Here is a 26,980-nt window from a genome sequence, read left to right on the forward strand (position 1 = left end):
GTCAGGGTTCGCACGCGGCGCGGGCGGCCTCGGCGCGGCCGTCGTTCAGCGGGGTGCCCGTGTCGGTAGCCGGGTGGCGGCCTGCCGTCGCGGCCGTGATGTGGCCGGCCTCGATGGCGTCGACGACCCACTGGCGCAGGCAGGTGGTTTCCACAGTCCGCATGCCGCGCGTGAAGACCAGGCGGTCGCGAGACACCTCCGAGCCGTGCGCTTCCGCAGCCTGCACGCGCCAGCCTTCGGCCAGCAGTGCGTTTGCCACCGCGTTCTGCGCCTTGGCATCGCGCCAGCTCGACAGGGTGTCGCACGGCCTCAGCACCACCCCGCACACGCGGCGACCGCCTGGGAGGCGGTAGCTCAGGTAGCTCTCTCGCACGCCTTCGATGTCGATGTATGCGCCTGCGGCCTGCGCGGCGACGACGACGCTTTCGAGCGCGGCCAGCTTGTCTGCCACGCAGCGCACCTCGGCCAGCCGGGCAGCGTGCCGCTGGTGTTCTTGGAGCAGCACACGGTCCAGCAGCGGCAGGCGTGCAGCGTCTTCGCGAGAGAGCTTCGCGACCTTCGGAACTTCGATGCGCTGGGCGGGCTTGTCGGCGAAGCGGCGGGCGGTGAGGGACATGACTACGGCTCCTGTGCAGAAAAAAGGCGTGAGAAGGGCCGCACGCCTTGAAAAAGGCGCGTGGCAGGGGTTGGGCAGTGGGGGTGCGCCGCGTGGGCGCGCGACTAGATCAGTCGGGCGGGGCGCCGCTCATGGCGCCGCCCGTGCCCCAGTCGTTGGTGGGCGCGTGCAGGTTGGCCGCGTAGGCGGCTTCGTCGTCGGCTACGTTGCCTTCGTCCGCGAGCTGCAGGGCGAGCTGGCCGCGCTTGATGTGGCGCGAGAGCGGCAGCGAAACGTCCGCCGCCGGAATGCTGCTGAGCACCAGCACGCGTTGGAACTCCAGCGTTGCCACTCCCGTGAAGCCGCAGCGCCAGTTGCGGCAGCGGTACGTGATCTCGCGCATGGTCTTGCTCATCGCGCGGCTGTCGCATGCCACGCACCGACTGCCGCAGTGCGGGCAGTCGATGGTGATGCGCATGTAGCGGTTGTTGGCGTCGGCCGCCTGGTCTTGCTGGCGCGCGTTCATTGCGGCTTTCCTCCCGAAGAAACCAGGCGGGGGCCGCGACGGCGGCCGGTGATTTGCTCGATGCCCTTGCGCAGGCGAATGCGCACCAGCCACTCCATGGCCTCGGCAACGCTGGCCAGACCATGCATGCGGCGCACCCGGTCGAACACATCGTGTTCGGCGTCGCTGAGGTCGATCTGGTGAGGCGTCATCTTTTCGGCAGACATTCGGCGTGTGTTGGGCTGGCTTCAAGCCGCGTTGGTGCGGCTTCGTTCAGCCCGCAGCCCGGGGCAGACTCGTGTCGGGCTTGGCGTCTTGACCGAGGAAGGCCTCGACCAGCATCTCTTCGGCCTAGCGCATCGCCAGTTCGCGGATGAGGGTCGAAGGCTGCGCTCCGGTGACCTTGGAAAGGAGCCGAAGCAGTTCCTCTTCGTAGTCGTCAAACCGGACGGTCTGGCGGTTGTCGCGCACGCGCTTGGGATCGGGGTACATCGTCGAAAGTCCTTCGGGCAAAGGAGGGAGGCAGAGGGCGAGGAAGGCTCAGGCGCGAGCGGTGCTATGGCCCAATTCGGCCTCGTACTGCGCGAGGCCCATCAGGTAGATGCGGCGGGCGAAGTTGCCCTTTGCGCGGGCTTCGCGGTCAGCGTGCTTCTGCGTTCTTTCCAACTCGGCGGCGGGAAGACGCAACGCGATGACGCCGAAGTTTTCAATCTTGGCGCGCGAGGTTCTGGTGCTGGTGCGATCTGCTTTTTTCATGGCTGTAACATGCGTACGAAATTACCAAAGGGAGTGAATGCAATGGCGATAGACCAAGTTCTTTTTCAGGCAGCGGCAACCATCGTGGCGGGACGAATCCAGGCGCGCGCGACCAGCGCGGCAAGTGGCAGAACAATCACGAGTCCTGCTCTGCGTTCAGAGGTGTCTGAGGCTTATGAGGAGCTTCTGGAGGCGGCGAAGCTGATAGAAGACCGCCAGGCGAAGCTGCCGCAAGCGAAGTCGAGCATTGATTTTTTCTAACCGCACCTGTATCGGACAGGTGCCGCTCGACTTCAGCTAGAAACAGTTGAGTGAGCCAAGCCGATGCCGTCCAGTCGGGCTGACCCAATCTGCCGTGCGGCGCGAACGTGAGCTGGGAGCCAGGGAAGAGCTTCTTGGACGCGATCCGCAGTTCGTTGCCCAGGGCGGCGCAGCTTTGCGCGAATTGGTGAAAGTCTTGCGGAACGCTACAGCCGGCGAGGTTGATCTCGAACGCGATGGCGTTGGGCAGGCCTGCGGCATTGGTTGATTGGGTGGTCATGCGTCTACTATTCGCGTACGGATTTTTTGTGTGCGGCTTGCATTTTTTTCGACAAACGTTCGAAAGTCAATGCGTTTTTTAAGCAAATGTCGAAATTCTTTGAGCGGTTGCGCGAGGAGCGCAAGCGGCTAGGCCTGAACCAGACGGATTTTTCGGCGTTTGCCGGGGTGTCCACTGAGACGCAGAGCAACTACGAAAGAGGCAGCCGGAAGCCTGATTCGGAGTATCTGGAGGCCATCGCTTTGCACGGGGTCGATGTCGGCTATCTGCTGACAGGCGTCCGCTCGGGCGCGGTTGACGCGCGCCTGGCGAACAACGGGGCAACGACCGTCAAATACAAGAAGACGGGTATGCACGACGGTGGCCCGCCAATCGCCGCGGAGAGGGCAGCTCGCTACCTGACCGCAGATCAGGAGGCGCTGCTCGACAACTACAAGGCGGCAGACGAACAAGGTCGAGCCGCTGCGCGCACGGTTCTAGAAGCACTGGCGCAGCCGAAGAGGGCCAACGGGTAGGCTGGGTCTGGTCCTCTGGACCCTGGCCCGTTGGATGTTTGTGGGGTGGGACGCCGCGACCGAAGCGGCGGAGTAGTGGGGAATGGATAAACTCTGTTTCACTCGATTGCGTGGGGAATCCCGCCCCACCGGACGCACGGAGAATTCGTGGCCCTTTACCTATCCAAGCTGAAATTTCAGAACATCCGGGGCTTCAAAGATTTTGAGCTCTCATTCGATGGCCCAAGAAAGCACCGGCAGTGGACCATCTTCATTGGCGACAACGGCCATGGAAAGACAACCATCCTTCGCGCTATTGCTTTGGGCCTTGGCGACGAGCGCACCACCAGCGAGCTACTAGGTCAACTTCCGGGGGATTTCATCCGGATCAATAAGAGGGGATTGCGTGCGCCACAAGGCCGTATCGAGCTCACGCTTAAGGATTCGGAGACGAAAGGTCTGACAGTTATCACCACTGTGTTGACGAAAGACCCGCACGGCGGAGTTACGGTCAACAAAGAGGTCAGCGAACCGGACTTTAAATGGACCAAGGTTTTTGTTTGCGGCTACGGCTCCAACAGGGGGATGGGCGGTCGAGTCCATAGCGAGTTCGAGCTTCGCAACGCTTTGCTGACTCTGTTCAATGACAGAGCCGGCTTGCTGGATCCTGAATCGATTCTGCGCGACTTCGCTCTCATGTCCGCTCAGCGGAGAAAGAGTGCAGCCCAGGATCCGCTGAAACAAATGAAGGGCTATTTGTGGAATCTATGGAGCCTGAATCCCAATCACCGGCTTGAGGTGACTGCGCAGCACGTCGTCATTCACGGCCCTTGGGGTGGGATGCCATTCCATGCTCTAGGCGACGGCTACCGAGGCACTGGAAGTTGGCTCCTAGATCTTATGGGCAACTGTGTGAAATCGGGTCGTTGGAATTCGGAGTTATCCGGCATTGTTCTGCTAGACGAGATGGACGAGCACCTGCATCCGAAATGGCAAAAAGGACTCGTGCCAAAGCTGCGGCGTCTACTGCCGAATATCCAGTTTGTTGCGACCACACATTCTCCCTTGGCAATCGTCAACACCGAGCCCGGCGAGCTGTTTGCGACGCGCCTACATAACGCGGTTGCAGAACTCGTTCCTCATGCCCTTCAGCCGCCGGACGGTCGAAGTGCCAACGAGATCCTCATGGGCGAGTGGTTTGGTTTGGAGTCCACGTTGGACACTCACAGCGAGCGATTGCTCAATCGTTACCGTAGAGCGTTTAGAGAGGGTGATAAGACGACCCTCGCACAACTGGAGCCGCAGTTGCATCAACGAGTGCGGTCTTTTCTTCCCGCCGATCTTCCCGATGACTTGCCAGATGATCAGAACGAGGATCTGGAGATCACTCAAGAACTGGAAGCTCAGCTTCTCGCTAATGCTGCGCGGCAACGCCAACGAGCGCTAAAGTCTCCCAAATGATTCCCCTGATTGGGCGGCGGCCGGCGGGCGCAGCCGCAGTCGCGGCGCAGACTACTTTGGCAGCTGCCAGCGAGGCCGCTCGCAACGCACTGGCTAAGAAAGCGGCGGCTTCTTCCACCGCGATTTTCGAAGAGCTGGATTTTCCCAATCATTGGGGCGTGCACAAGCATCATTTTTTGATCGCGCAGTACAGTGGAAAGTGCGCGTTCTGCGAAACGCGCACCTCGAGTGGTTATCCCGGCGACGTAGAGCATTTCCGGCCCAAGGCTTATTGCGAAGCGCTTGGGCCAGCCTCAAGTTCCAACGACATTGGAGGGCAGGCTCCTGGCAGGAAGGCAGTGAGCGCCAAGAGTTCCGGCTACTGGTGGCTTGCGTACGAGTGGTCAAACTACTTGTACAGCTGTAACCGGTGCAATTCCACCTGGAAGAGGAATCAGTTTCCAGTCCGTGGACGACGGGCTCGAGCTGGTGGCAACCTTGCCCGGGAACGAGCACTTCTCGTTAACCCCTTCGATGTAGATCCGGCGCGGCACTTTGACTTTAATGCGCTAACTGGTCAGATTCGAGGGCTGACCGATGAGGGCAAGGCAACGATACAAGTGTGCGGGCTGGATCGTCGCTCACTGGACGTAGACCGAGCGATCAAAGGAGCCAAGCTGAACAAGCGGCTGAAGCAATATGTCAAAGCGCTGGCCACGAACAACATTCAAGCGCAAAACAATGCCTTGAGCGCGCTGTTGGATGAATGTCGGTGCAAAGAGCCGTATGCCGCCATGGCTCGCGTCTTCGTAAAAAACACCCTTCAAATCGATTATCCGACTCTCTTGCAGATGAAGCGGAAGCGACAGATTTGACGTCGGAGATCGCTTCGGCCTAAGTAGCTCAGGGATGGAGTCGGAGCTGTCTTCGTCGGAAGGTAGCGAGCGTCTTGGTCAACATGTAGCGCACCAATTTTTTGCGAAGCAACTTTAAGGAGCACTTGATGCAGACAGTTGGCGGCGGTTACACCGGGCCGCAAGAGGTGCGATACCTGTTCATCGATGGGGAGCAGCTCCGCAGGACGGCTGAAGATGTTGGCAATGACTGGTTCGGAAAAACAATCGAACTGGACTACGTCAAGCTTCAAGGCCCTCATCTGAAGGTTTTTTACTACGACTGCCTGCCGGCCAAACGTTCTGCCGAAAGCAATGAGGAGAATGCCGAGAGACGTGCTCAGAAGCTCGCCTTCTTCAATGAGCTAAGAGAACTACGAGGTTGGCATGTCAGCGAGGGCATAGCGCGGCATCGCAAGAAAGAGCGGCAGGAGCAAAAGGAGGTAGATATCCTCATCGCCGTCGACATGCTCACTCACACGCATCGACGGAACATGCACCGCCTCACGTTTATCTCCGGAGACCAAGATTTTGCACCGCTAATCGAGGCGGTGGTCCGCGAGGGAATGTACGTCGAGCTCCTGTACCCGGAAGGACACGCATCCGTGGACCTGCGAAACTTTGCAGACGTTGCGCGGCCGATGGACATCGACTTTCTTATGAGCGTCGCGACGGACAATTTTGTTCGCAGCAATGGCCTGCCTACCCGCGAGTACGTGTACGAGTCCAGTCCGAGAGGCGCCCAACTGCAGGAGGAAGGATTTCGCGGAGGCTTGTTGATCGCGCGGCTTTGGAAAGATCAAACCGGCTTGCACACAATCAAGCAAGTCGACGATGTCCGTGGCCAGTACTTCACAGTGAGGCACCCGGATCTTGCGAAGGCTAGGCGGTACTTCGAGCGCACGGCAGGGCCTCTTGACTGGTGCCCTCCACCTCCGCCCAGAACGATAGCCTCACTTGCCAGCAAGGTCTGACCCGATTCCCAATAACAACGTAGGATTTGGCGAGCTATGAGTACTCGATGGGACGAGACGTGGCATCGACTTCGCGAATGGACCAACGGTCAGGCTAGATCGGAACGTTTAGCGGCTCAAATACTTTTGAGTGAGGGTTTCACGAGCATTGATCCTAGCCATCCACTTGGCGGGCCTGATGGAGGTATAGACGGTCTTTGCCTGCGAGATGGTGAGCGTTGGGCAATGGCTGTCTATTTCCCTCGTGGGCAGCATGCAACCCGTATTACTCGGAAAAAGTTTGCTTCGGACGCCGAAAAGGCAAGGGTTGCCGGCGTTGGTGGCATCGCGTTCGTCACCAATCAGGAAATTACTCACCGCACTAGGACCAATCTCGTCGGAATGGCGTGAGCGTCCAGTACGCCCATCTTGAGTTCCCCTCGTTCGCGTAGGAGCCTCGTATCCACTTAACTTAGGTGGATACGTGAACACTATCTCTGGCAATCAAATGGACGGACGCCGCCGTCGGCGGCGGCATGGCGACGAGTTCAAGGCATCGGCCGTGACGGCGTGTATGCAACCTGGCGTCTCGATCGCCGCGGTGGCGATGACCCACGGCATCAACGCCAACTTGCTACGGCGCTGGGTGAACGATGCCGAGATGAAGCCGGTCGCCCGTGCTGGCATTGCGTCGGCCGCGGTGACGACGGATGCGCCGCAGCTGACGCCTTCGTTCGTACCGATGGAAGTCCCGACACCCACGCCTGTGCCTGCACCGACGCCTGCACCCCCGCAAGACATCCACATCGAACTGCGCCGCAACGCGATGACGATCACCGTGACCTGGCCGGCCAGCGCGGCGGGCGAGTGCGCGACGTGGATGCGCGAGATGCTCCGATGATCCGCATCGACGCGATGTGGCTCGCGGCCGAGCCGGTGGACATGCGTGCCGGCGCCGACCGGCTGCTCGCCCGAGTGGTGCAGGTCTTCGGTGCAGCGCAGGCGCATCACGGCTACCTCTTCGCCAACGCCCGCGGCACGCGCGTCAAGCTGCTGGTGCACGACGGCTTCGGCGTCTGGTGCGCGGCGCGTCGGCTCAACGCAGGCAGCTTCACATGGATGGCAACAACCTCGACATCGCCTCTCTCGCTCTCACTGACCCGCGCGCAATTCGATGCGTTGGTCCTCGGCTTGCCGTGGGAGCGGCTGACTGAATTGAGCACCATCACGCGGGCCTGAAGCACTGCAGTAACGGCATCGACGCGGGCGCCGAGCGCGCTGCATCGATGCAATACGTGCTTGCTCGGATGCGGTTGATGCCCTGGTCCTGGCACCATACCGGCATGCTCGGCGCGCACGATCTTCCTCCGCTCAACCTGCAGGCGCTACCGCCGGAAGCGGCGGCCTGGATCGCCCGTTGGCAACATGCCGAACGGCAACTCGCACTGCGCGACCAGGCTCTCGTCGATCGTGACCGCGAGTTGCTTCAGGCGCGCGACCTACTGCAGCGCAAGGACCGTGACATCGCCTGGCGCGACGCCAAGATTGAGAAGATCACCTTCGAGCTGGCACGCCTCAAGCGCTGGAAGTTCGGCGCCAGTTCAGAGGCAATGGATGCCGACCAGCGACGCCTGTTCGAAGAGACGATTGCCGAGGACGAGGCGAGCCTGCGCGCGCAGCTAGAGCAACTGCGTCTGCAAGCAGCGGCCGATGACGCCGGCAAGGCCAAGCCGAAGGAAGCACCTCGTCAGCCGCGCCGTCAGGCTCTGCCCGAGCATCTGCGCCGCGTCGAGCACCGCCACGAGCCCGACAGCACTGACTGCCAAGAGCCCGGCTGCGGCCGCCCGATGACGCGCATCGGCGAGGACATGAGCGAGCGCCTGGACATCGTGCCGGCCGAGTTCTTCGTCCACCGCCACATCTACGGCAAATGGGCCTGCCGCTGCTGCCAGGTCCTCAGGCAGGCGTCCTCCATCCCGGAGCTGATCGAAGGCGGCATGGCCGCGAGCGGCCTCATCGCGCACACGCTCATCAGCCGCTGCGTCGACCATCTTCCGTACTACCGCCAGGAGGCGATCAACGCACGCAGCGGCGTCCATACGCCGCGTTCCACACTGGCTGCCTGGGCTGGCCAGGCCGGCGCTGCGCTGGAGCCGCTCTACGAGGTGCACAAGGCCTTTATCCTCGCCTGCCGCGTGCTGCACGCCGACGAGACGCCCGTCAAGCTGCTCGACCCCGGTGCCGGCAAGACGCGCCGAGCCTACGTCTGGGCCTACGCGCGCAGCTGGCACGACGCCGTGCCGGGCGTGATCTACGAGTTCTGCCTGGGCCGCGGCGCACAGTACCCGAAGACCTTCCTCGCGGGCAATGCACAACAAGGTCGAGGCAGATGGTCTGGAACGCTGCTCACGGACCGCTACGGCGGCTACGACAGCGTGCTCGATCCCCGCATCCATCCCGACCGCATCAGCGCGGCCTGCGTCGCGCACGCACGTCGCAAGTTCGATGAACTGGCGCGCGACGGCACGAGCCCGATCGGCGACGAGGCGATCCGGCGCTATGCGCGGATTTATGCGGTCGAGGCCGAGCTCAAGGACATGAACGATGACGAGCGACAGGCGCAGCGACAGCGACTTGCCAAGCCGCTGTGGGACAACCTGAAGCAATGGCTCGAACTCGAACGCCGGCTGGTTGCGGACGGCGGCGCGGCAGCGGGCGCCATCGACTACACACTCGGCCACTGGAGCACACTGACGCGCTACCTAGACGACGGCGCGGTCGCGATCGACAACAACCACCTCGAACGGCAAATCAAACCGTGGGCAATGGGGCGTCGGGCATGGCTGTTCGCCGGCAGCGAACTCGCCGGTCAGCGCACGGCCATGGTGATGAGCCTGGTGCAGTCGGCCAGGCTCAACGGCCACGATCCGTGGGCCTACCTGCGCGACGTGTTGGCGCGCCTGCCGACGCAACTCAACAGCCGCATTGAGGAACTGCTGCCGCATCGGTGGCAGCCGTCTGCGGTCTGCTGAACAGCAAGACGTGGGGCGACCGAACGTGGGCAGACTGACGATGGAAATGGTGGCGCGGGCGACCATGGAGGTCGATGCACTCGGCCACGACGGCAAGGTGCGCCTGGGCGACGAAGTCTTCGCTGCGCAACCCAACTTGCTCGGGTCGATCCTCGTGCTGGCGCGCATGGGCGTCAACATGCCGGAGGTCGAGATCGGGCTGCAAGTCCTATTCGTTGCGTTCCTGGCGATGAAGCGAAGCCGGCACCGCTGGGACGTGGTGACCATGGACCTGCAAGAGGCCTGCATGGAGCGCATGACCGCGCGGATGCGGTTCAACGACGGGTTGCCTGCCGAACTCGCTGCCAAGCTGGTCACGCAGTTCCACACCGAACACCCCGAGCGCCACCTGCTCGCTTACGTCTACGGCTACCTCGGCGAGCACGACCTGCTGAAGGTTCGCACGCACGCCGAGAAGTCCTTGCTGCTGGCCGTACTCAACCTCGTCGAGTGCATCGCCGCCGTCAACGCAAAGCCGGCAGGGCTATAGCCGCAACTCAGCTGTGCGGCGTCAAGATGGCACGGCTGGACGCTCACGGAATGGCGGCCCCGATGCGGGTTGAGATATTCCATCTGGAACGGCTCACCGCCATTCTCGATCACCCACCAATGCGCACGGTTCGCGCACAGTTTTTGGACTTCGGCGGAGACGCACCGACTAACCAGCTCGGCGGGCTCGGCGGAGCAGGCCCTGGCGCCGGCGGTGGCGGTGGCGGTGTGCTTGGATCCGCTTGGTCTCGTGGGGGTGACGGGGGCAGGGGCGGCGACATTTCGCTTGCGGGCCGAGACGCAGTGTGGCCCGGCGCGGGCGGAGGGGGCGCAGGCGCAATTGGAGATGGTGCCGTCGGTGGCGAGGGGGGAGGTGGCGGAGAGTTGGTCATCGCCGCCTTTCGACTGGAGGATCTTCCTGCCGAAATTCCTATCCACATTGGGGCAGGCGGACTCGGCGGCGAAGGGGATGGTCAACCTGGCGGCGACACCACATTTGGAGATCTGATACGCGCTCGTGGAGGTAAGGGAGGTAGAGCGGGGCGTTCGACGGAGACCCCGAGGGCCCGGTTCGCGACGGAAGAAGACCTCGCCCACGGCCTACACGTATCGTCCCTACTTGCTGCGGAGCATGTACTCATCCGTCAAGATGGTCTGCTCTATTTGACGGCGGGCGGCTTCGAACACATTGAGGCATCGGCATTTCCAGTTGAGGCCGCAGTTGTGATCGCGGGCACCATAAGTTTCGGAAGCGTTGCCCCCGAAACCCAACTAGCGTTGACCAGTCGTGTGACTTCAGCGTCTGGCGAGGTCGTGTTCGAGTCTTTGTTTGAAGTTACGAGCGGACCGCGCCGAAATGTGACTCGACCTTGCTTTGCACACGTAGTTCGATGGGGTGCAAATGCCCCAGGTGTCTGGAAAGTGATAGTTTCTTCGGGATCAATCGAACTCTTCGCGTTGCCTATCGAGGTCAAACAATCGCCTGCTCGGTAGTGTGATCGATGACACCGCCGCGTAGCACGCCGACCTGAAACGTCAGCTGTCTGCGTTTGCGCCTTCCTGCCCCTCGACACCTTCGGCTTGCTCGGTCTCAAGAGTGAGCTGGCTGACGAAGCCGGCCTGGTCGATCGTGTGGCGCACGCTGGCCACGATCCATGGCGTCTCGTCTATCTGGCGCTTGAAGCCCGCCACGCGCCCCGGGCGCTGCGCCGTGATATCGGCGCGGCCGTAGGCGAGGGTGATCTCGAAGTCGAAGATCCCGCGCTGAATGCGCAGCCACTCGGCGCGCGCGGCGGCCAGCGCGTCTTCCTTGCTCGCGAAGGTGGTGCGCAGCTCTTTGGCCCGTCCGCTGATGCCCGCGAGCACGCTGCTGCGGTGGCCGGTCTTGATGTTGTTCCACCATGCCCTCACGCCGCTGTAGGCGTCGCGGTCGGCGCGGCTCCATCGGTGCCGGTCGCCGTCTTGCCTGGTGATGACGAACGGGGCCAGCGCCTTGCCGCTGGGCGTGCGCGCGGCGCGCGCCTGGCTGAAGAGCAGCTTGCCGTTCTTCACGGTGCACAGGCAGTCGTAGGTCTGCGCGAGCCGGCGCAGGAACGATGCGTCGGACTCGCCGAGCTGGTCGGCGTGCTTGACCTTGCGCGTCGCGATTTCCTTGGCGACGATGGCCTCGATGCGGTTGCGCTTTGCCACGCTCTTCACGATGGCGCCGACGGTGGTGTCGTGCCAAGACTGGTCGCGCAATGAACGCAGGCTGTCCAGCAGGTTGGCCGCGCGGGCGCGAATGGTGATCTCGTCGGGCGTGCCCGCGTGCTCCACCGCCTGCACGGTGTATTTGCCCTTGTCGATCAGGCCCACGGGGAAGCCCATTTCTTCGGTCGTGAGCTGCCTGTAGGGCGCCGCGTTGGGCTCGGCGAGCCAGCCGATGGCCACTTCTACGGTGTCGCCGGTGTCGGGCAGCTCCACGGCGCCGTCATGGTCGCTCACGACGAGTTCGATTTCGTCGGAGTCGTTCTGCCTGTCGTCGGTGATGGTGAGGCGCACGAAGCGCGGGCGTATGCGCTCCGACACGTTCGCGCCGTTGACGGTGATGCGCCAGATGGGCGTGAGGTGCGCGGCGGCGCGCTGGGTGTCGCGCTTGCAGGTGTTGGCGCTGACGGTGACTTTCGGCAGCGTGGCGCTGATGGCTTCTACGTCGGACATGGTCTGTTCACGCCACCCTGGCGCCTACGCCCAGCGAGAGGCCGATGTTGCCCGCCGCGTCTTGCAGCAGGGCGCCCAGGTCACCCATGCTGTCGGCCATGAGCTGCTCGACGGTTTCCTGCGCGTCCTGGTCGACGCGCTGCAGCGTGAGGGTGAACTCGATGCGGCGCGGCTCGCCGTCTACGTAGAACAGGGTCTTGGTCTCCTGCAGCTCGGTGATGACGAAGGCGCCATAGATGGTGCCGGTGCCTTCGACCAGCACCCACGCGGCGCCCTGGTCGGCCATGAGGCGCAGCACCGTCAGGCTGGCGGGGATGCCCGCGAATTCGGGCACCACGGTGCCATTGAGCGTGATGATGTCGTCGCCCGGCCCCAGGTACTGCGTGGCGTTGCGCGCGCCCACCAGCGCCTGGGAGGCGTGCTTCCAGCTGCTGCGGCGCTGCAGTTCCTGATAGCTGAGCGTGTCGAGCGAAAAAACGAACAGGCCGAGGCAGAGCATGGCGGCAATCAGTTGTCGTAGTCGAAGAAGGCGCCGCGCACGCGGGCGCGCTTGTCGGCGTCGCGCTTGTCCAGCTCCGCACGAATGGCGCGGGCCAGCGCCTGCGCATCGCCGCCCGGCGCGGCGGTGATGTGGATGGTGATGGTGTCGCCCTGCACGACGATGCCGCCGCCGCCGGCGCGGCCGGCAGACGCGGCGGCCAGCGGCGGGCGGGTGTCGAAGCTGGCGGGCGCGAGCGGCAGGGCGCCAGCCATGGCGGGCATGCCGACGGCGGTTGCGCCGGCCAGGCCGAGCGCCGCGGCGCGCAGCATGGGCAGGCTGCGGTCGATGCCGAGGGCGGCGCCTTCGACGATGTCGCCGCCGGCCGCCATGAACACGCGCGAGGGGCTGCGGATGCCCAGCTTTTCCTTGAACCAGCCGAGGGTGGAGTCTGCGGCGCCGTTGATCGAGTCTCGCACCGCGCCCAGCGCGCCGGTGATGCCGTTGGCCAGGCCCTGCATCATCTGGGCGCCGAAGGTCGTGAACTTGGCAGGCATGTCGATGCCGAACCACTGCATGACGGACGCGAAGGCCTGGTAGAAGAGGCCCATGGGCGACCAGTTGAGGATCGCCGCGCCGACGGTGGCGAGCGCCGCAGGCATGGATCCGCCGAGGTACTGCCAGAAAGTTGCGAACGCGGTCTTTGCGCGCTCCCACAGGCCCGAGAAGAAGCCGCTGATCGGCCCCCAGTACTTGTAGATCAGGAAAGCGGCCGTAGCGATGCCGGTCACGATCAGGCCAATCGGGTTCATCAGCAGCGCGCGGCCGACCCACAGGATGGCCGTGCCGACGATGCCGAACGCCCGCCCGAGCAGCGTGAGCACCGGAGAGAGCACCGCCGCCTTGACGCCGAAGAGGCCGAGCCCGTAGCGCACCACTGCGAAAGGCCCGAGCAGCGCAGCCGCGCCGAGGGTGAGCGCACCGAAGCCAGCGGCCAGCAGACCGATCCACAGCACGGCCTTGCCGATGTAGGAGGCGAGCACCGGATTTTCCTGGGCGAACCTGGTGATGCCCTGCAGCGCGCTCGTGGCGGTGCTGAGCAAGCTCGTGTAGGCCGGCAGGATGGCCTTGCCGGCTTCGAGCATGGCGTCGTGAAAGCGGGCCATCGTGTCCACTTCCTTGCCGCTGACGATGGCCCTGGCCTTGGTGTCGAGCTGCTGAATGCCGTCGGCGCCAGCATTGAGGCGCGCATTCTTGTGGATCTGGTCGCGCTGCTGGTACATGGTCGCGAACAGGTTGGATGCCGTGCGGTTGCTGAAGATGCTGCCGATCTTGTCGATGATCTCCTGTTCATCGGTGATGCCTTTGGCGGCCATGGCGGGCAGCAGCACCTTCTCCATCCATTCGAACTGGTTGGTGCGGAAGATGTCGCCGCCCTTCAATGCGCCGGGGTTGAGGTAGGACATCTGGCCGGCCTTGTCGTGCTTGACCTTGGACGGGTCGCCGATGAGGCCCAGCGCCTCGATGTTCTGCGCGGCGCGCTTCGTGGTGCGGCCTTGGTAGAGGTTCTGATAGGCCGACATGGTGGCTGTGCCCACACGGTTGCCGCCCATTTCGCTCACGAGCGCTTCGAGCTGGTAGTACATGGCCGAGTCGCTCAAGCCCTTGGCGGCGATGCCGCCGGTCTTGATGAAGTTCAGCCATTCCTCGGGGCCGATGCGCCCGCCCGTGGCGGTGATGACGCGTTGCACCTTGTCGGCCTGATCCATGAAGGTCTGTTCGCTGGCGAGGCCGTTGCGCATTTCGATGACGCGCAGCATGTCCATGAACTTGCGTTCGTTGTCTTCGCCTTTCTCGGCGCCGAACATGGCTTTGTTGGCGAACTTCATCTTTGCCAGCGTGGGCATGACCATCTCGGCGTGGTGCACGTCGGCAAAGGCGGTGGTCGCGTCCAGCATCAGCCCCAGGTTGTCGTTGGTGCTGGTGCCGAAGGTCTTCATGCGCCTGGCGTAGTCGACGGCCTGCTTGGTGTCTTCCGGCTTCAGGCCGAGGGCTGCGATGCGCTGCGTGGTGGTGTCGTACTCGCGCACCTGGTGCAGCGGCTCGTTGACGGCACGGCGCACGCCGTAGGCGGTTCCGATTCCGGCTGCGCCCGCCATGGCCAAGTTGCCGGCCGCGGCGCGCGTGTTGTTGAAGCCCTGGCGCATCTGCGCCTTGCGGGTGCCGATGCCGGACAGGGCCTCGAGCCGAGCTTTCTGCTGGGCGATGGCGCCATTCGTGGAGTCGATCTCGGACTTCAGGCGCTGCTGGTCGACGGACAGCTTGCCGATGCCACTTGCGGTGGCGGCGGTGCGGAGCTGCACGAGCGCGTGGCGTTGCTTGTCGTAGGCTGCTGTCGCGCGGTCGACCTGGGTCTGCAGCGCGCGCGCCTGGTCGCTATTGGCGCCGTAGGTGCGGGTGATGCTGTCGAGGTTGGCGCGCAGCACCTTCAAGCTGTTGCCTTGCTTTGCCAGCTCGGCCTGGTACTTGCGGATGCCGTCGATCTGGGCAAGCTGGCCGTTGAGCAGCTTGAGGGCGTCGCGCGACTGTTTCAGGCTGGCCGCGGTGGCTTTGCTCTGTGCGTCGAGCGGCTTGAGTTCATTGACCGCCTTGGTGGCACCGGCCAGGATGAATTTGAGGGTGAGCGCGGTTGCCATGTCGGTGGGGTGGTGTGACGGTCAGTCGTCGTGCTTGCTGGGCGCGTAGCGCTTGCGGGCGGCCTCGCGCCAGTCCATCAGTTCGGCAAGCGACAGGGCATTCATGTCTTGCGGGCGCCAGTGGAAGACGAATGCCACATCCGCCATCGCTTCCTCTACGCGCTCTGCAAGACCGCGTCCCGAACTGCCTTCTTCAGCAAAAAACTGATGACGACACCTCCGGCCTCGGACAGGTCGGCCGGGTCGAGCTGCGCGCATTCGGGCGGCGTCAGGCTCGGCACGGTGATGCGCGGCAGCAGCTTGAGCAATTCGTCGGTGTCGGCTTGGTGCAGGCACTGCAGCGACAGGCCGCGCAGCTCGCCCGCGTTGGGCTTGCGCAGGGTGATCTCTGTGATGGTGGTGGTGCCGCGCTGGATGGGAACGTCGAGCGTGATGGTGGTGGGCGCGGCGGCGATGATCTCGGGCGTTTGGGCGGTGGTGGTCATGGTCTGGGCTCAGTGAGGGAAAGGAACGGGGAAAGAACGGGTGAGGGCGCGGGTGTTGGTTCGCGTCAGATGTTCAGGCTGACGCTCAAGCCGACGCTGACGCCCAGGGCGGCGCGAAGGGCGCTGTACTTGTCGACGCCGCCAACGCGGAACACCATGCCGGGCACGTCGATCTCGAGCAGTTCCTGCGCGTCGACGGTCACCTTGTAGTAGCTCAGCGCAACCATGAATTCGTGCTCGTTGTCGTCGCCGGCCTTGGCCTCGTTGGGGTTCCATTCGCGCATGCGGCCGCGGGCGATGACTTCCACGGCGCTGACCTGGCCGGTGGCTTCGTCCTGATAGGCGCCGGCGAAGCGGAAGAGGTTGGCGCCGACGGTCTGGCCGCCCAGCATGGCGATGAGCTGGGTTTTCAGGCCGCCGGCCTTGATGCCGAGTTCCATCTTCTCGTGGCCGAGGTCTATTTCGACGGGGCCGTGCATGCCGCCGGCGCGGTATTCCTCGGTCTTCTTGGTGATCTTGGGCAGGGTGACGCTGGGAATTTCTCCGACCCAGCTTTCGCCGTCGCCGAACAGTGCGAAGTTCTTGAGTTTCTTTGGCAGGGCCATGGTGGTGTGCTCCTAGGTGTGGTGCGGTGCCGCGGCTCAGGCGGCCTGCACGGCGGCGGCGAAGTTGGCGAGGTAGTCGTCGGTGATGGTCTGGATGAAGCCCAGGTCTTCCAGCGGCGGAACTGGCGTGTAGCGGTAGCTGATGCGCAGGCGGCCGACGGCCAGCTCTTCCTTCGGGTTGAGGTCGGGGTTCAGGAACGCCTCGAAACCGATGAGGTAGCCGCCGGTGACGAGGTCTTTGCCCTTGGCGTTGATGCTGGCGAGCATGTCTTTCACCAGGCTGGGGTGCATCGGCTTGTCGGTGAAAGTGAAGTGCGCCTCGGCGATGGTGTCGGCCAGCACCTGGGCGGTGCGGGTGTAGTTCTCGAAGAAGAACTTGCCGCCCTGTGCTTCGGTGGTGCGGTTGCCCCAGAAGCGATAGCCGCTTCTGTTGATGATGGTCGTGACTTCGAGGCTGTTGAGGTAGTTGGTGTCGCTGCTCGGGCTCTGCAGATCGAAGAACACGTCCGACGTGATGCCTTGCGGGCCGTTGACGACGATGTTCGACAGGGTCTTGTGCCAGCCCACCTGCTGGTCGAGCTTGGCGCGCAGGCCGAGCGCGTAGGCGGTGGCGGGCGCAACGTCAGGCGCGCTGGTTTCGGTGTTCCATGCGAGGAAGTTGGGCCAGATGACCATCAGCTCGCGGTGGCCGAACTTTGCGCGGTAAAGGGTGGCCTCTTCCTTGGTGGTGGCGTAGGCCATGCCGTCGGCCTTGCGTGCGGCGATGTAGCCGAAGCCTTTCAGTGCCTGCGCGACGGAGCCAAGTTCGCTGGCCACGGGTAAGGTGTCCAGGCCCGGCGCGCCGATGATGCGCGGCTTGTAGCCGAGCTGGCCCTGCGCGGCGAGCAGTGCCTGCAGGCCGGTCTTCTGGCCGCTGGCGGTGGTGGTGCCGATGACGTTGCTGGTGGTGGTGGCATCGTCGGCACCGGGGGCCACCCGCACGACGATGGTGAAGGCCTGCGCCTGCTTGGCGATGGCCTTGAGGCACTTGGCCAGCGTGCCGGTGGGGCCGGCCTTGCCGACGGCGCCGCCGGGGTTGGTGAGCAGCACGGGCGTGTTGAGCGGGAAGGCCTCCGGGTCGGCCTTGGGCGCGGTGGCAACGAGGCCGATGATGGCCGTGCTGACTACGCGTATGGTGGCGCCGCCTTCGTCTTTCTCGAAGACGCGTACGCCGTGGTGGTATTCGGTGGACATGGGGAATGCTCCTGTGGTGATTCGGGAGAGCCGCAGCTACTGGGCTGCGGCGGGTTAGGTGGTCGAGGTGCCTGGCGCTTCGGTGGGGGCCGCAATCACCGCGGGAGGTGCTTCGAGCGGGGGAATCGAAAGGCTGGGCAACAGGCCGGTGAGGGTGCGCTCCGACGGCTCGGCCATGGCGCCGGACTTCACTCGCTCGAGCAGCTCGTAGCAGGCGGCCCAGACGGCAGACCGCCATGCGCGCAGAGCGCGGCCTTCGTTCTGGAACTTGGGCACCGAAGGCTCTTCGGCGTAGGTGACGGCCGTCTTGATGTCGTCGTAGCCGAGGGAGCGCGCCATTGCGTCCAGGTACTGCTGGACGTGGGCGCGCAGAGAGGCGATGCGGTCATCGACAGTGCTGGGCGCTGGCGCTGGCGCAGGCGCAGGCAGCGGTGGCACGACAGGCACTTCCGGCTGCGGCGCTGGCGGCAGCGGTTCCAAAGCCCATTTGCCCAGCACCCTGCGGGCTCGCATGCCGGTGGGGACTTGCGGCGGCGCGTTCTCGGTGGCCAGGGCGGGATTGAGCAGCGCGTAGACCGCTTTTCCAGAGCGCTCGGTTTCGACCGGGTCGAGTGGATGGACGGTTTCGCCCATGAGGTAGCCGCTCTCAGGATCGATCAGATAGATGGTCTTGGTCATGACGTATGGTCCCTGTTCAGTAGCTCATCCATGCCGGGAACGCGACGTTGCGCGGGCGTGCTTCCGAGCCCTCTGCATTGATCGAAATGCCGGTAGCGCTGCTGCTGAGCCAGATTCCGGTCCGCCGCGTGTCGATGCCGACGTTGTGGGCGTGCGCGCCGTCCCAGTTGATACCCTTGGGCGTGTCGATGCTGAAGTCGGAGTAGTTGCCGGTTCCTCGATCGGAGTCGGCAACCTGCTGTGGCACGTTCATGCCGTGGTTGTGCGCGCCTTGCGAGTCGGTCCAGCCGCCGTGCAAGTGGCCTGGGTCGTTGACATAGTGGCCATGCCCCGGGTCCGTGACGCCGTGGGTGTGCGTGCTGTTCGCCGCCGCTTCAGCCGAGCGCAGCACACGCGAAGCGTTGACGCCGCGCCCGTTGTCCAGGCAGCGGATGAATTCGCCCCGCAGCTCCACGAGCGAGAACGTGCCTGTGCCCGATAGCCCCAGCCGCGCGACCAGATCGGGATAGTTTGCCTGGTTGTAGGTGAGGTCGGCGCGCACCGGCAGGTAGCCCGGAATGGTCGACGGGTTGTCGTAGCTGTAGAGCACCATGCCCGGCTGGTGCCACGGCGCGCGCACGTAAGCCGTGCCGTTCCACACCATCTGCCGAAGGTGTGGCGTCTGCACCGTGATGACGGGGCCGATGTTGACGGCGGGCACGACGTTGATCGGGCCGCGAAAGGCATAGATCGGATGCGGGTCCGGATGTTCGAGGTGCGCGGTCAGCGCTTCGACAGTCGCGTATTGACGGTGCGGATTCGCCTTGGCTTCGTGCGCGTTCAGTGATTCGCCGAATGCGGCCTTGAGTTCCGCGCCGGTATGGCCCCAGCGCACCCACTTCGTGGCGTCGGTGCCGGGCGCCACGTTCGTGCTCTCGCCAACGCTTTTCCACGTGGTGCCGTCGTGGCTGACGTGCGCGACGTTGGCGGGGTAAGACAGGGTCGCGTCCCATGGCGTGACGTTGCGCAGCCGCTGGTACAGCGTGCGGCTCGCCAGTTCGCGCGGCGCCCTGTTGTCGATGCCGCTGGGGCCGCCCAACACGGGGTCGTCTTCTTCCAGTTGGTAGATGCCGGCGATCCAGAGATCGACTTCGAGGAGATTGGCCATGTCAGGCGCTTCCGTGGTTGTAGGCGCCGTCGCGTCGGGTGGCGCCGTTGTGGCTGTTGGCGACGGCCGCGTAGCGCAGCGCCACCAGGTGGCAGCGCGCCGGTGCGACGGACGGCAGGAGCTTGCGCAGGCGCTCGGCCTGCGCGTTGGTGATGGGGCGCTGGAAGTCGACAATGTAGGTCGCCCAGGTGGTTGCCAACGGCGCGTGGGGATAGACGCCGTTGCGGCGGATGGTGCCGTTGTGGCTTCGCCCGCCCACGCGTTCGATGATGTTCACTTCGCCGAACCCGAGCGAGCGAATCAACTGGCGAATGGCCCACGGCGTGCCCTTGTGGCGGTGGATCTCGATGCTGTTGAGGATGAGCGCGCGCTTGGCGTCGTCGGACTTGGCGTCTTGCCAGGCTTCGACGCTCAGGGTCCACGACAGCCAGGGCAGCAGCGCAGCGAGGCAGCGCATGGCCGACCACAGGTAGCGCAGGCCGTCGGTGTCGAGGTCCATCGGCGACGTACCGGCAAGCGCCAGCTCCAGCGCCGTGCGGTTGGGAGGCAGCAGGCGCTGCGCGGGGGCGAGCTCAGGCATCGACCACCTCCTCCAGCACGGTGACCTTGTTGACCCGAACCCATTGCGTCTTGGTGCACAGCATGTCGGATGGCGGCGTAGAGATATCGACACGGTCGACGCCTGGCTGGTGCAGCGCGGCGTCGATGCCGGAGTGGGGCAGTCCCTTGCCGAGCTTGCGGATCTTCGCGAGCCATTTCTTGAGTGCGGCGTTACCGCTTTCGAGCGCCACGTCACCGGCCGGACCCTTGTAGCGATAGACCTTCGCGACGATGTCGGTGTCGAAGATCTGCGGTCCCTGCACCGGCACGCTGTCGCAAAGCGGGCGGATCTTCTCGTCATTGAGCGCCGCGCTGACCTTGTTCAGCAGCGCTTCGCTCGGCACGCCACTCGGATCGGTGGACAGAACCGTGATGCGCACGGTGCCGGGTATAGGGCTGTCCACGCTGACATCGGCCACGTCGGCGCTGGCGGTGAGCGCGTGGAACCGGTAGCTCTCGATCGGGCCGGCTGTGGTGATGCCTTCAGGCGCGAGCTGGATGCGTTCACGGAAGCGCTCGTCGTCTTCGTAGACGGCGTCGACCGGCGGCACGGCGTTGGGGTCGGCCGGCGTGACGACGAGGCGGAAGACCCGGTAGTTCGCGCCCTGATGGTCGAGGTCGGTCTTAGTGGCGTAGGCCAGCATGCAGGCCTTGGCTGCGTCGTTGATGCGCTGGCGCATCTCCAGCTCCTGATAGGCCTGCAGCTCCAGCAGCTTTGTGATGGGGTCGGACTCGAGCAGCAGCGCGTAGTCGACGCCGGCCTTGCGGCATTCGTCCTGAAAGCGTGCCTTGCGGCGCGCAAGGATCGTTTCGAAGTCCAGCGCTTCGATGACGGCGGGCGGCGGCAGCAGGGAAAGGTCCATGCTCATGCGGCGCCCCCGACCGTGACTTTGAGGGCGACGCTGTCGACGCTGTCGGTGTCGCGGCGCACGATGGAGAGTTCGCACTTTCCCTGCGCGTTGAAGCCGACGTTCACGCGCAGCACACGCGTGCGCGGCTCCCACTTCATGATGGCTTGCGCCGTCGCGGCGATGAGGCGCAGGCGGTTCGCGGCGGTGGCCGGGTGGTCGACGAGCTGCGGCAGAAAGCTGCCGTAGTTGCGGCGCATTAGGCGCGTGCCGATGGGCGTGCTGATGATGTCGTCGATGGACTGCCCGATCTGCTCGCGACGCGCGAGCATGCGGCCCGTGGTGTTGGAAATCCCGCTCATTGCACCGGCCCGTCGCTGATGTCGCCGCCGCGGACGATGCCTTTGGTTCGGTGGTGCTGCAGGCTGATGTCGCCGGCCACGATGTCGCCGCCGTCGGTGGTCAGGCTGTGGCCATTGACGAGGCTCATGTCGCCGTCGATCTCGGCAGTCTTGCCGCCTGGGCCGGTGCCGGATCCAGCCATGCCGCCGAGGAAGGTGAGCAGGCCCCGCACCACCAGCTCGCCGGTGGCGATGGTCTTGGGTGCGTCGAGCGTGATCTCCTGCGAATGCACCTTTGCGCTGTTGGCCGCGGTCACGTCGGCGGTCTTGCACTTCACGGTGATCGCGTCGGGGACTTCGATGTCCGCGGTGCCGGCGGCGGGCAGCGTGACCTTGAGCTTGTGGGCGACGTGGTCGTACTCCACCACAGCGCCGTCGGGGTACTTCGTGACTGTCTTGTTGGGGTCCGAGCTTGGCGCGGGGTGGTTCTCGGTGGGCAGGCCCGGCAGCGCATAGCCGCCCTCGGTCAGTCCGTTCGGCGAGAGGAACAGGACGCACTCGCCGACGGTCGGCGGGTTCCATGTGCCGGTCTTGCCCGCCCGCAACTCAACGTAGGGGCGCCAGTCGGTGCTGCCCTTCTCGGTGAGCTGCACGCGCACGAGCGGCGGGGTGGCGCTGTGGTCAACGTCGGCGATGGTGCCCATGCGCACGACGTTCGCCATCTGGCGTTGCAGGTCGGCAAAGAGTTGCGGCGATTCGGTTGGTCCGGGCATGCGCCCAATGTGCCGGAAGGCACTCGCGTGCGCGAGCGAGCGCGAGTGTGCGCGCGGCGGGGACTGATGCGCTCAGGTTTCTGCGGTGATGTGGTGCAGAAGGATGTCGGTGATGGCTTCTTCCTCGGCAGCGGTGAAGCCTAGCAACTGGCGCCGCGCGTACTGCACGCTCGGGCTGTTGGGTTTGCGCCAATCGACTTTGTCGCGCAGGCCGTGGTGGTGCACGCGCGCGATGCGCGCGCTTTTGCCGCCGATGCTGACGGTGGCGCCTTCGGCCGTGGCGGATTTGCGGAGGTACTTGGCGGTGCTCAGCTTCGCGAACATCTTGCGCTGGATGGCACCTTTCTTCTCTCGCAGGCGCCGAGGTTTGCGCGCCTCGTAGGGAGTGCCGTCAGGGTTGAGCTGCGCGCCGATGCGTTGCGCCTGGCTGCGGCGCAGGTAGGTAGCGACCTGCACCATGGCCGCCTTGCGGCGCGGCGCCGATAGACCGGCGAGCAGGGGCGCGGCCCAGTGAGCGAGGCGCTTGAGTGCGTCGTCCACGCTCAGCCCTCGTCGAGCGGCTGGATGCGCCACTCCGCAGCCAGGTCGAGCAGCGATGAGACGGGTTCGGCGCCGGCCAGCACCGGCTCGCCGATGTGGCGGGTGGTGAGCCGGTTGACGCCTTCGACCGTGCCGCCCGCGACGGCGACGGTTTCGGTCAGGTCGATCTCGAAGCCGAGGTCGGAGGTGGCGTGGTCGATGATTTCGACTTCGAAGCGGAACGCTTTCTGCCGCCGCTCGGGGTTGTCGAAGATGTCGGGCTGGTGGCGCTTGAGCCAGGCCACGACGGGCACGACGAGCACGTCGGTGCTGCCGGCCCAGTCGGTAACGACGATGTTCAGCGTGTAGCGGTATTCGAAGGACAGCGCGGGCGTGCCGGTGTGCACGATGCTGCCGCGCTCGACGAAGACGGTGAGTTTCTCGGGGTTGGTGGCGAGGTCAGGGCAGGCACGCGTGATGTGGTCGCGCAGGAGCTGCGGCTTCTTCATGGTTCACGGCTTCACAGGGCTGGTCGCGGGCAGGAGTGCCTCGAGGGCGCGCGTGCAGCGTTCGACGCGGTCGGCGTGGCCCGCCATGGCAGCGCCGTTGATGCCGCGCGTGATGGCGGCCAGGTTCCAGCGGTCGGCATGTTCGTTGAGGCCGTTGGACTTCCAGTACCAGGCACCGACGAGCACGGCGGCCTCCGGCTCGGCCACGCGGTCGGGATGCTGCTCCAGCGGGAGGCCGAGCGCGGCGCCGGCGGCCTGGTAGTTGCGGCGGCCGGTGAGGTGCGGCAGGCCCCGGCCGCGGTAGGTCCAGCCGTCGCCGGTCGCTTCCGCGCCATTGCCGTTGCGGTTGGCGTAGACCCTGTTGGCGAGTGCCTTTGGCTGGCGCGTGAAGGCGCGCGCCTGCTCGATGTTGCGCAGCGCGGAGAACATCTGCGCGATGCGTGCGGGGTCGGTGTAGTACAGGTTTTCTTCGAGGCGCGTGAAGCCGGCGGTCTCTTGGCTGTACTCGCCGATGAAGGCGGCAATGCGCCGGGGCGTGCTGATGTCGAAGCGCTGGGAGGCGGCGACGAGGTGCGGCAGGAACGTGCGCGCGACGGTGGGGGTAATGCCGGCGGCGATGAGCTGTTGCAGGGTGAGCATGGTGCGTCAGGGCTGGGGGGTGGTCGGGATGGCGGGGTCGGCCGGTTTGGGTGGCTCCGTGGCGACACCGGCCGGTGCGCGAGCGATGCCAAGTTCAGCCCGCAGCTCGGCGGCAAGCTCGCCGATGTCGCGGCCCTTGCGCCGCTCCAGCCACAGGAACACCGCCGCCACGATCCACGGGCCGGGGATGCTGCAGAGCACGAACACGCAGCCGGTGAGCACGAAGAAGCCGGCCTCGGGCGGGAACGAGGCGAGCCTGGCAAGCGCTGCACCGGCGGTGAAGATCTCCGGCTTGTGGTGCATGAGCATCACGAGCGCGATGGTGCCGAAGATGAAGGAGCTGACGAGGCAACCGAGCACGCGGTTGATGAGGTCGCTCCACGCATGGCCCGCGCGCAGCGGCACGAAACGGATGCCGAGCCAGAAAGCGATCAGGCTGGCGACGATGGGCAGCGACAGCAGGGCCAGCTTGTAGCCTGCTGCGGTGCCGGCGGCCGCGGCGGTGGTGGTGGGTTCTGTCATGGTGTGGTGAAAGTTGGAGGCGGGCATGGCGGGTCTTCAGTCCCAGAGCTGCACGGTTTCGACGCGCGCGGCATTGGCGGGGAGGTCGGGCAATATGACTTCGAGGCCGAGCGGCAAGACGGGGCCGAGGCTGGCGAGGCCGGGGTTGAGCCGGTAGGTCGCTTCGGTCACGCCGGCCGTGGCGCCCAGGTGGCGCAGGCACAGCAGATCGACGGTGTCGTGCTGCTGGGTGATGACTTTGCGCGGCATGGCTAGATCAGCTCGACATGCAGGCGCGAGACGCCCAGGATGTCGCGCACGGCCAGGGTGGCGTCGCGGCGGTACTGCTCGGCCTGGTCATCGCGCGCGGCGTCCTGGTCTTTGCGGCGCTCGCGCCCGGTGGTGTCGTAGTCGCTGTACCGCTCGACGAGGTTGGCCTTGGCGTGGCAGTACACGGCGCGGCGAAAGCGCTGCACGTGGATTGATTCGCCATCGACCTGCAGCGCGGGCACGTCGGCCAGGCTGGCGCGGCTTTCGTCCTGCCGGCATTGCGCCCATGCCGACAGCAGCCCGATGGTGGTGGCGACGGCTTCCTGCACCGCGGGCAGCAGGCGCTGGGGCGTGACGGTGGCGTCAAGCCGCATGGCGTCGCGAAGCGCGGCGAGGTCGATCGGCGGCCACCATGGGCCGGCGGACACGGTGCCGAGCGGCGCGGGGTCGCTGGGCGGGGTGGTGCGCACGAGGGGCGGTGCTGCGGCGATGAGGGACATGGTGGGCTCGACGAGGGATGTAGGTGGGCGGTGGCCGTGGCGCGTAGTGGTGAGGGCTCAGCCTTTCACGCTGCGCCACGGGCCGCCCTGCACGGGGGGTGCTCGGTTGCGCTACTTGCCGGCCGCGCGTTTGCGCGTGGCCGGCGCCGGCTTCTTCGCCGCCGCGGTGGTCTTGCGGGCGGGTGTGGGCGTGGCGGGAGCGGGTTGGGTGGTGTCGCCGGGAGGCGGTGTTTCGGGCGTGTCGCCGTCTTCCGGCGCGGTGTCCTTGCCGGCCTTTGCCAGCGCGCGCTCGATGCGCTCGATGTCTTTCTTCACGCAGGCGTTGCTGTCGAGTTCCAGCGCGCGCTGCAGGCGTGCGAGCGCGACGCTCAGCGCCTCGGGCTCGATGGCCGAGAGATCGACCTCGTCGGCGTTCTGTACCTTGCCGAGCGCGGCGTACGCAATGGCCTTGTGCAGCTTGGCCCGCGCCTGGTCGGGCGCGTCCTGCTCGGCTGTGAGGGTGTCGGCCTCGATGAGCAGGGCGGCGGCGTGCGCACGCGCGAGGGCGCCGGCCTGTGCGGGGTCCTGGTCGACGGCCACGGCGGACACAAGTTGGCGCGCGCCGTCGTCTGCCTGCTGCACGACGAGCGGCGCCCACAGGCCCTTGAGGTACGCGTTGGACAGTTCGTCGATGACGATGGCGGCCGGGCTGCGTTTGTAGTCGTCGGCCATGGGCATGGCGTGGCCGACGACGTAGCCCGCGATCTGCAGGCCCAGCGCGTAGGCCCCGGCGTCGAAGGCCCAGACCATTAGGGTGGTGAGAACCTGGTCCTGCGCGCCGTTGCCGGTGGCCAGCGAGGTGTCGATCCAGTCGAAGTACTCGGGCAGCAGGCGGGCCTTGAGTTCGGCGCGGCGTTCGTGCGACTGGATCTGCGAGAGGCGATTCTTGTCTTGCGAGAGCTTGATGCGCATGAGCCCGTAGGCGTCGCCTTGCAGCTCGACGCCGTAAGGGCTGGCGGCCTGGGCCTGTTCTTGCAGGACGCGCGCGCGGTGGCGCTGTGCGGGGCTGAGTGGGCTCATGGTGGTGTGCTGGGCTGGTTTGGTGAAAGCGCGGGCCGTGTGCGGCCCGCGCGGCTGTCTTTCGGCAGACTTTTGGCGCTGGGGTAGGAGCGCAGGATTACCCGGCGATCTCGATGTTTTCCACCAGCACCGCGCGGCCGTAGTCTTCGACCACGTAGGCGTCGTTCGACGATTCGTAGTTCTCGATCTGGTCGCGCTCGGGCACGTCCTTGATGTTGCGGCGGCGCGCGTCGCGCTGCCAGTACATCGACAGGTTTGACAGCGCGGTCACCAGCACCTTGCCGGCCGGGAAGAACGGCACGGTCACTGCGGCCAGGCCGCCCACGCGCTTCTGGCTGATGATGATGTCGGCCGAGAGCGTTTCGCTCGGCGGCTGATCCTTGTTGACGAGCGGGAAGTACTTGTCGTGCATGAGCCCGCGGCCGAGCACGGCCACGAGGTCGGGATCTTCCTGGTACCACGGGTCGAGCAGGGTGATGGCGTCGTACACGACGGCATCGAGGTTGGCGTAGTCGCTGGTGGCCTTGTCGGCGCCGACGACTACCTTCTTTTCCTTCTTGTCGCCCTTGGCGAGCACGTTTTCCGGAGCGTGTTCGCGCATGTGCTGCAGCCAGCCCTTGTTCACGTCCTGCAGCAGCGGGTTCGCTGCCAGGTCGGTGGTCGCGGCGATGCTGGTGCCGTTGAAGCCGATGCAGATGCGGTCCAGCGCCTGGCGCCGCAGGATGGCGTCGCGCAGCAGGGTCTGGAAGTTGGGGAAGCCGGCCCAGGCGTCGAGCTGGGCGTAGCGGATGGCGGTGTCGAAGTTGGTCTGCACGCAGCGGTATTGGTTGTCGTCGAGCGTTGCGACGTTGCGCGGCTTGCGCGTGCCGTTGCCGGTGGTGTCGGTGCGGCTGGCCACAGGGCCGCTCACGCCGAGGCCTACCTTGGCGGCCATCTGCTCGGTCACGCCGATGACGTTGATGCGCTGCAGGAACGCGCTCGACTCCTGCATCTTCGATTCGAGGGTCTGCTGCACGCGCGGCACGACGTTGAATTTCTGCGTGACGCTGGCGACTTCGTTCAGGGTGGCCAGTTGGCCGAAGTAGGCATCGAGGGCCTGGCGGGTTTCTTTGCGCATGGTGGTGCTGCCTGTGGTGTTGCGGTTGTGGATTGCTCTGGGTGTG

Annotated in this window: 35 protein-coding genes; 8 read left to right on the plus strand and 27 right to left on the minus strand. The window is 65.2% G+C overall.

All coding sequences use genetic code 11. The features are described from left to right. Position 1: 1 nt before the first annotated feature. From ACQY8B_RS08875 to ACQY8B_RS08900, 6 genes are all read right to left on the minus strand, one after another. Positions 2-616, minus strand: coding sequence for a hypothetical protein (locus tag ACQY8B_RS08875; protein ID WP_422086364.1), 615 nt, complete (start codon positions 614-616; stop codon positions 2-4). Positions 617-725: 109 nt separating this feature from the next. After that, the gene (locus ACQY8B_RS08880; protein WP_422086365.1) at positions 726-1,121 is read right to left on the minus strand and encodes an ogr/Delta-like zinc finger family protein; all 396 of its coding nucleotides are present in this window, start codon (positions 1,119-1,121) and stop codon (positions 726-728) included. Further along, positions 1,118-1,327, minus strand: a complete 210-nt coding sequence (locus tag ACQY8B_RS08885; protein WP_422086366.1) for a hypothetical protein — start codon at positions 1,325-1,327, stop codon at positions 1,118-1,120. The genes ACQY8B_RS08880 and ACQY8B_RS08885 overlap by 4 nt, the downstream gene beginning before the upstream one ends. A gap of 124 nt (positions 1,328-1,451) precedes the next feature. Further along, positions 1,452-1,592: a hypothetical protein gene (locus tag ACQY8B_RS08890; protein ID WP_422086367.1), complete on the minus strand. Its 141-nt coding sequence runs from the start codon at positions 1,590-1,592 to the stop codon at positions 1,452-1,454. Positions 1,593-1,640: 48 nt separating this feature from the next. Further along, positions 1,641-1,856: a hypothetical protein gene (locus ACQY8B_RS08895; protein WP_422086368.1), complete on the minus strand. Its 216-nt coding sequence runs from the start codon at positions 1,854-1,856 to the stop codon at positions 1,641-1,643. Between the two features lie 136 nt (positions 1,857-1,992). Next, positions 1,993-2,397 (minus strand): hypothetical protein, encoded by a 405-nt coding sequence (locus tag ACQY8B_RS08900; RefSeq protein WP_422086369.1) that lies wholly within the window; start codon positions 2,395-2,397, stop codon positions 1,993-1,995. An 86-nt stretch (positions 2,398-2,483) separates the two neighbouring features. On the opposite strand from ACQY8B_RS08900, the gene ACQY8B_RS08905 reads away from it, so the two are divergent. The 8 genes from ACQY8B_RS08905 (at position 2,484) to ACQY8B_RS08940 (ending at position 9,738) form a co-directional block, all read left to right on the plus strand. Beyond that, complete coding sequence (locus ACQY8B_RS08905) at positions 2,484-2,912, plus strand: helix-turn-helix domain-containing protein (RefSeq protein ID WP_422086370.1); 429 nt, start codon at positions 2,484-2,486, stop codon at positions 2,910-2,912. A 147-nt stretch (positions 2,913-3,059) separates the two neighbouring features. Continuing rightward, positions 3,060-4,352 carry an AAA family ATPase gene (locus ACQY8B_RS08910; RefSeq protein WP_422086371.1) on the plus strand — a complete coding sequence of 431 codons (1,293 nt, stop codon included), beginning with the start codon at positions 3,060-3,062 and terminating at the stop codon, positions 4,350-4,352. Beyond that, positions 4,349-5,206, plus strand: a complete 858-nt coding sequence (locus tag ACQY8B_RS08915; RefSeq protein ID WP_422086372.1) for a hypothetical protein — start codon at positions 4,349-4,351, stop codon at positions 5,204-5,206. Before ACQY8B_RS08910 ends, ACQY8B_RS08915 begins: the two co-directional genes overlap by 4 nt. A 128-nt stretch (positions 5,207-5,334) precedes the next feature. Next, positions 5,335-6,198: an NYN domain-containing protein gene (locus ACQY8B_RS08920; RefSeq protein WP_422086373.1), complete on the plus strand. Its 864-nt coding sequence runs from the start codon at positions 5,335-5,337 to the stop codon at positions 6,196-6,198. 553 nt (positions 6,199-6,751) lie between these two features. Next, positions 6,752-7,078: a transposase gene (locus ACQY8B_RS08925; RefSeq protein ID WP_422085110.1), complete on the plus strand. Its 327-nt coding sequence runs from the start codon at positions 6,752-6,754 to the stop codon at positions 7,076-7,078. Beyond that, positions 7,075-7,416, plus strand: coding sequence for an IS66 family insertion sequence element accessory protein TnpB (tnpB, locus tag ACQY8B_RS08930; protein WP_422085111.1), 342 nt, complete (start codon positions 7,075-7,077; stop codon positions 7,414-7,416). The genes ACQY8B_RS08925 and tnpB overlap by 4 nt, the downstream gene beginning before the upstream one ends. A gap of 47 nt (positions 7,417-7,463) precedes the next feature. Then, the gene (tnpC, locus tag ACQY8B_RS08935; RefSeq protein WP_422085112.1) at positions 7,464-9,209 is read left to right on the plus strand and encodes an IS66 family transposase; all 1,746 of its coding nucleotides are present in this window, start codon (positions 7,464-7,466) and stop codon (positions 9,207-9,209) included. A 25-nt stretch (positions 9,210-9,234) separates the two neighbouring features. Next, positions 9,235-9,738: a hypothetical protein gene (locus ACQY8B_RS08940; protein WP_422085113.1), complete on the plus strand. Its 504-nt coding sequence runs from the start codon at positions 9,235-9,237 to the stop codon at positions 9,736-9,738. A 1,034-nt stretch (positions 9,739-10,772) separates the two neighbouring features. On the opposite strand, the gene ACQY8B_RS08945 is transcribed toward ACQY8B_RS08940, so the two are convergent. The 21 genes from ACQY8B_RS08945 to ACQY8B_RS09045 form a co-directional block, all read right to left on the minus strand. Continuing rightward, the gene (locus ACQY8B_RS08945; protein WP_422086374.1) at positions 10,773-11,936 is read right to left on the minus strand and encodes a contractile injection system protein, VgrG/Pvc8 family; all 1,164 of its coding nucleotides are present in this window, start codon (positions 11,934-11,936) and stop codon (positions 10,773-10,775) included. Positions 11,937-11,943: 7 nt separating this feature from the next. After that, positions 11,944-12,435 carry a phage tail protein gene (locus ACQY8B_RS08950; RefSeq protein WP_422086375.1) on the minus strand — a complete coding sequence of 164 codons (492 nt, stop codon included), beginning with the start codon at positions 12,433-12,435 and terminating at the stop codon, positions 11,944-11,946. A gap of 8 nt (positions 12,436-12,443) precedes the next feature. Beyond that, positions 12,444-15,110, minus strand: coding sequence for a phage tail tape measure protein (locus ACQY8B_RS08955; protein WP_422086376.1), 2,667 nt, complete (start codon positions 15,108-15,110; stop codon positions 12,444-12,446). A gap of 21 nt (positions 15,111-15,131) precedes the next feature. Next, positions 15,132-15,257, minus strand: a complete 126-nt coding sequence (locus tag ACQY8B_RS08960; protein WP_422086377.1) for a GpE family phage tail protein — start codon at positions 15,255-15,257, stop codon at positions 15,132-15,134. Between the two features lie 8 nt (positions 15,258-15,265). Then, complete coding sequence (locus ACQY8B_RS08965; RefSeq protein ID WP_422086378.1) at positions 15,266-15,595, minus strand: phage tail assembly protein; 330 nt, start codon at positions 15,593-15,595, stop codon at positions 15,266-15,268. 65 nt (positions 15,596-15,660) lie between these two features. Further along, positions 15,661-16,200 carry a phage major tail tube protein gene (locus ACQY8B_RS08970; protein WP_422086379.1) on the minus strand — a complete coding sequence of 180 codons (540 nt, stop codon included), beginning with the start codon at positions 16,198-16,200 and terminating at the stop codon, positions 15,661-15,663. A gap of 36 nt (positions 16,201-16,236) precedes the next feature. Then, positions 16,237-17,433, minus strand: a complete 1,197-nt coding sequence (locus ACQY8B_RS08975) for a phage tail sheath protein (RefSeq protein WP_422086380.1) — start codon at positions 17,431-17,433, stop codon at positions 16,237-16,239. Positions 17,434-17,487: 54 nt separating this feature from the next. Beyond that, positions 17,488-18,111 (minus strand): hypothetical protein, encoded by a 624-nt coding sequence (locus tag ACQY8B_RS08980; RefSeq protein WP_422086381.1) that lies wholly within the window; start codon positions 18,109-18,111, stop codon positions 17,488-17,490. Between the two features lie 16 nt (positions 18,112-18,127). Continuing rightward, on the minus strand, positions 18,128-19,258 hold the full coding sequence (locus ACQY8B_RS08985) for a hypothetical protein (RefSeq protein ID WP_422086382.1): 1,131 nt from the start codon (positions 19,256-19,258) through the stop codon (positions 18,128-18,130). Between the two features lies 1 nt (position 19,259). Next, positions 19,260-19,838 carry a phage tail protein I gene (locus tag ACQY8B_RS08990; RefSeq protein WP_422086383.1) on the minus strand — a complete coding sequence of 193 codons (579 nt, stop codon included), beginning with the start codon at positions 19,836-19,838 and terminating at the stop codon, positions 19,260-19,262. After that, the gene (locus tag ACQY8B_RS08995) at positions 19,831-20,727 is read right to left on the minus strand and encodes a baseplate assembly protein (RefSeq protein WP_428745009.1); all 897 of its coding nucleotides are present in this window, start codon (positions 20,725-20,727) and stop codon (positions 19,831-19,833) included. The genes ACQY8B_RS08990 and ACQY8B_RS08995 overlap by 8 nt, the downstream gene beginning before the upstream one ends. Further along, the gene (locus tag ACQY8B_RS09000) at positions 20,724-21,068 is read right to left on the minus strand and encodes a GPW/gp25 family protein (RefSeq protein ID WP_422086385.1); all 345 of its coding nucleotides are present in this window, start codon (positions 21,066-21,068) and stop codon (positions 20,724-20,726) included. Before ACQY8B_RS09000 ends, ACQY8B_RS08995 begins: the two co-directional genes overlap by 4 nt. Beyond that, entirely contained in the window at positions 21,065-21,820 is a 756-nt protein-coding gene (locus tag ACQY8B_RS09005) for a phage baseplate assembly protein V (RefSeq protein WP_422086386.1), read from the minus strand. Before ACQY8B_RS09005 ends, ACQY8B_RS09000 begins: the two co-directional genes overlap by 4 nt. A 72-nt stretch (positions 21,821-21,892) precedes the next feature. Next, the gene (locus ACQY8B_RS09010) at positions 21,893-22,360 is read right to left on the minus strand and encodes a phage virion morphogenesis protein (protein ID WP_422086387.1); all 468 of its coding nucleotides are present in this window, start codon (positions 22,358-22,360) and stop codon (positions 21,893-21,895) included. Positions 22,361-22,362: 2 nt separating this feature from the next. Continuing rightward, a complete protein-coding gene (locus tag ACQY8B_RS09015; RefSeq protein ID WP_422086388.1) occupies positions 22,363-22,848 on the minus strand; it encodes a phage tail protein in 486 nt (161 codons plus the stop codon). A 3-nt stretch (positions 22,849-22,851) separates the two neighbouring features. Beyond that, positions 22,852-23,487 (minus strand): glycoside hydrolase family 19 protein, encoded by a 636-nt coding sequence (locus ACQY8B_RS09020; RefSeq protein ID WP_422086389.1) that lies wholly within the window; start codon positions 23,485-23,487, stop codon positions 22,852-22,854. A 6-nt stretch (positions 23,488-23,493) separates the two neighbouring features. After that, positions 23,494-24,009, minus strand: a complete 516-nt coding sequence (locus ACQY8B_RS09025; RefSeq protein WP_422086390.1) for a hypothetical protein — start codon at positions 24,007-24,009, stop codon at positions 23,494-23,496. Between the two features lie 36 nt (positions 24,010-24,045). Beyond that, positions 24,046-24,258: a tail protein X gene (locus tag ACQY8B_RS09030; RefSeq protein ID WP_422086391.1), complete on the minus strand. Its 213-nt coding sequence runs from the start codon at positions 24,256-24,258 to the stop codon at positions 24,046-24,048. 2 nt (positions 24,259-24,260) lie between these two features. Beyond that, positions 24,261-24,758 carry a head completion/stabilization protein gene (locus ACQY8B_RS09035; RefSeq protein WP_422086392.1) on the minus strand — a complete coding sequence of 166 codons (498 nt, stop codon included), beginning with the start codon at positions 24,756-24,758 and terminating at the stop codon, positions 24,261-24,263. 111 nt (positions 24,759-24,869) lie between these two features. Next, positions 24,870-25,817, minus strand: coding sequence for a phage terminase small subunit (gpM, locus tag ACQY8B_RS09040; RefSeq protein ID WP_422086393.1), 948 nt, complete (start codon positions 25,815-25,817; stop codon positions 24,870-24,872). A gap of 97 nt (positions 25,818-25,914) precedes the next feature. Continuing rightward, entirely contained in the window at positions 25,915-26,934 is a 1,020-nt protein-coding gene (locus ACQY8B_RS09045) for a phage major capsid protein, P2 family (RefSeq protein WP_422086394.1), read from the minus strand. Positions 26,935-26,980: the final 46 nt, after the last annotated feature.

Origin of the sequence: Variovorax sp., assembly GCF_965279555.1 — a bacterium.
Taxonomy (GTDB): domain Bacteria; phylum Pseudomonadota; class Gammaproteobacteria; order Burkholderiales; family Burkholderiaceae_C; genus Variovorax.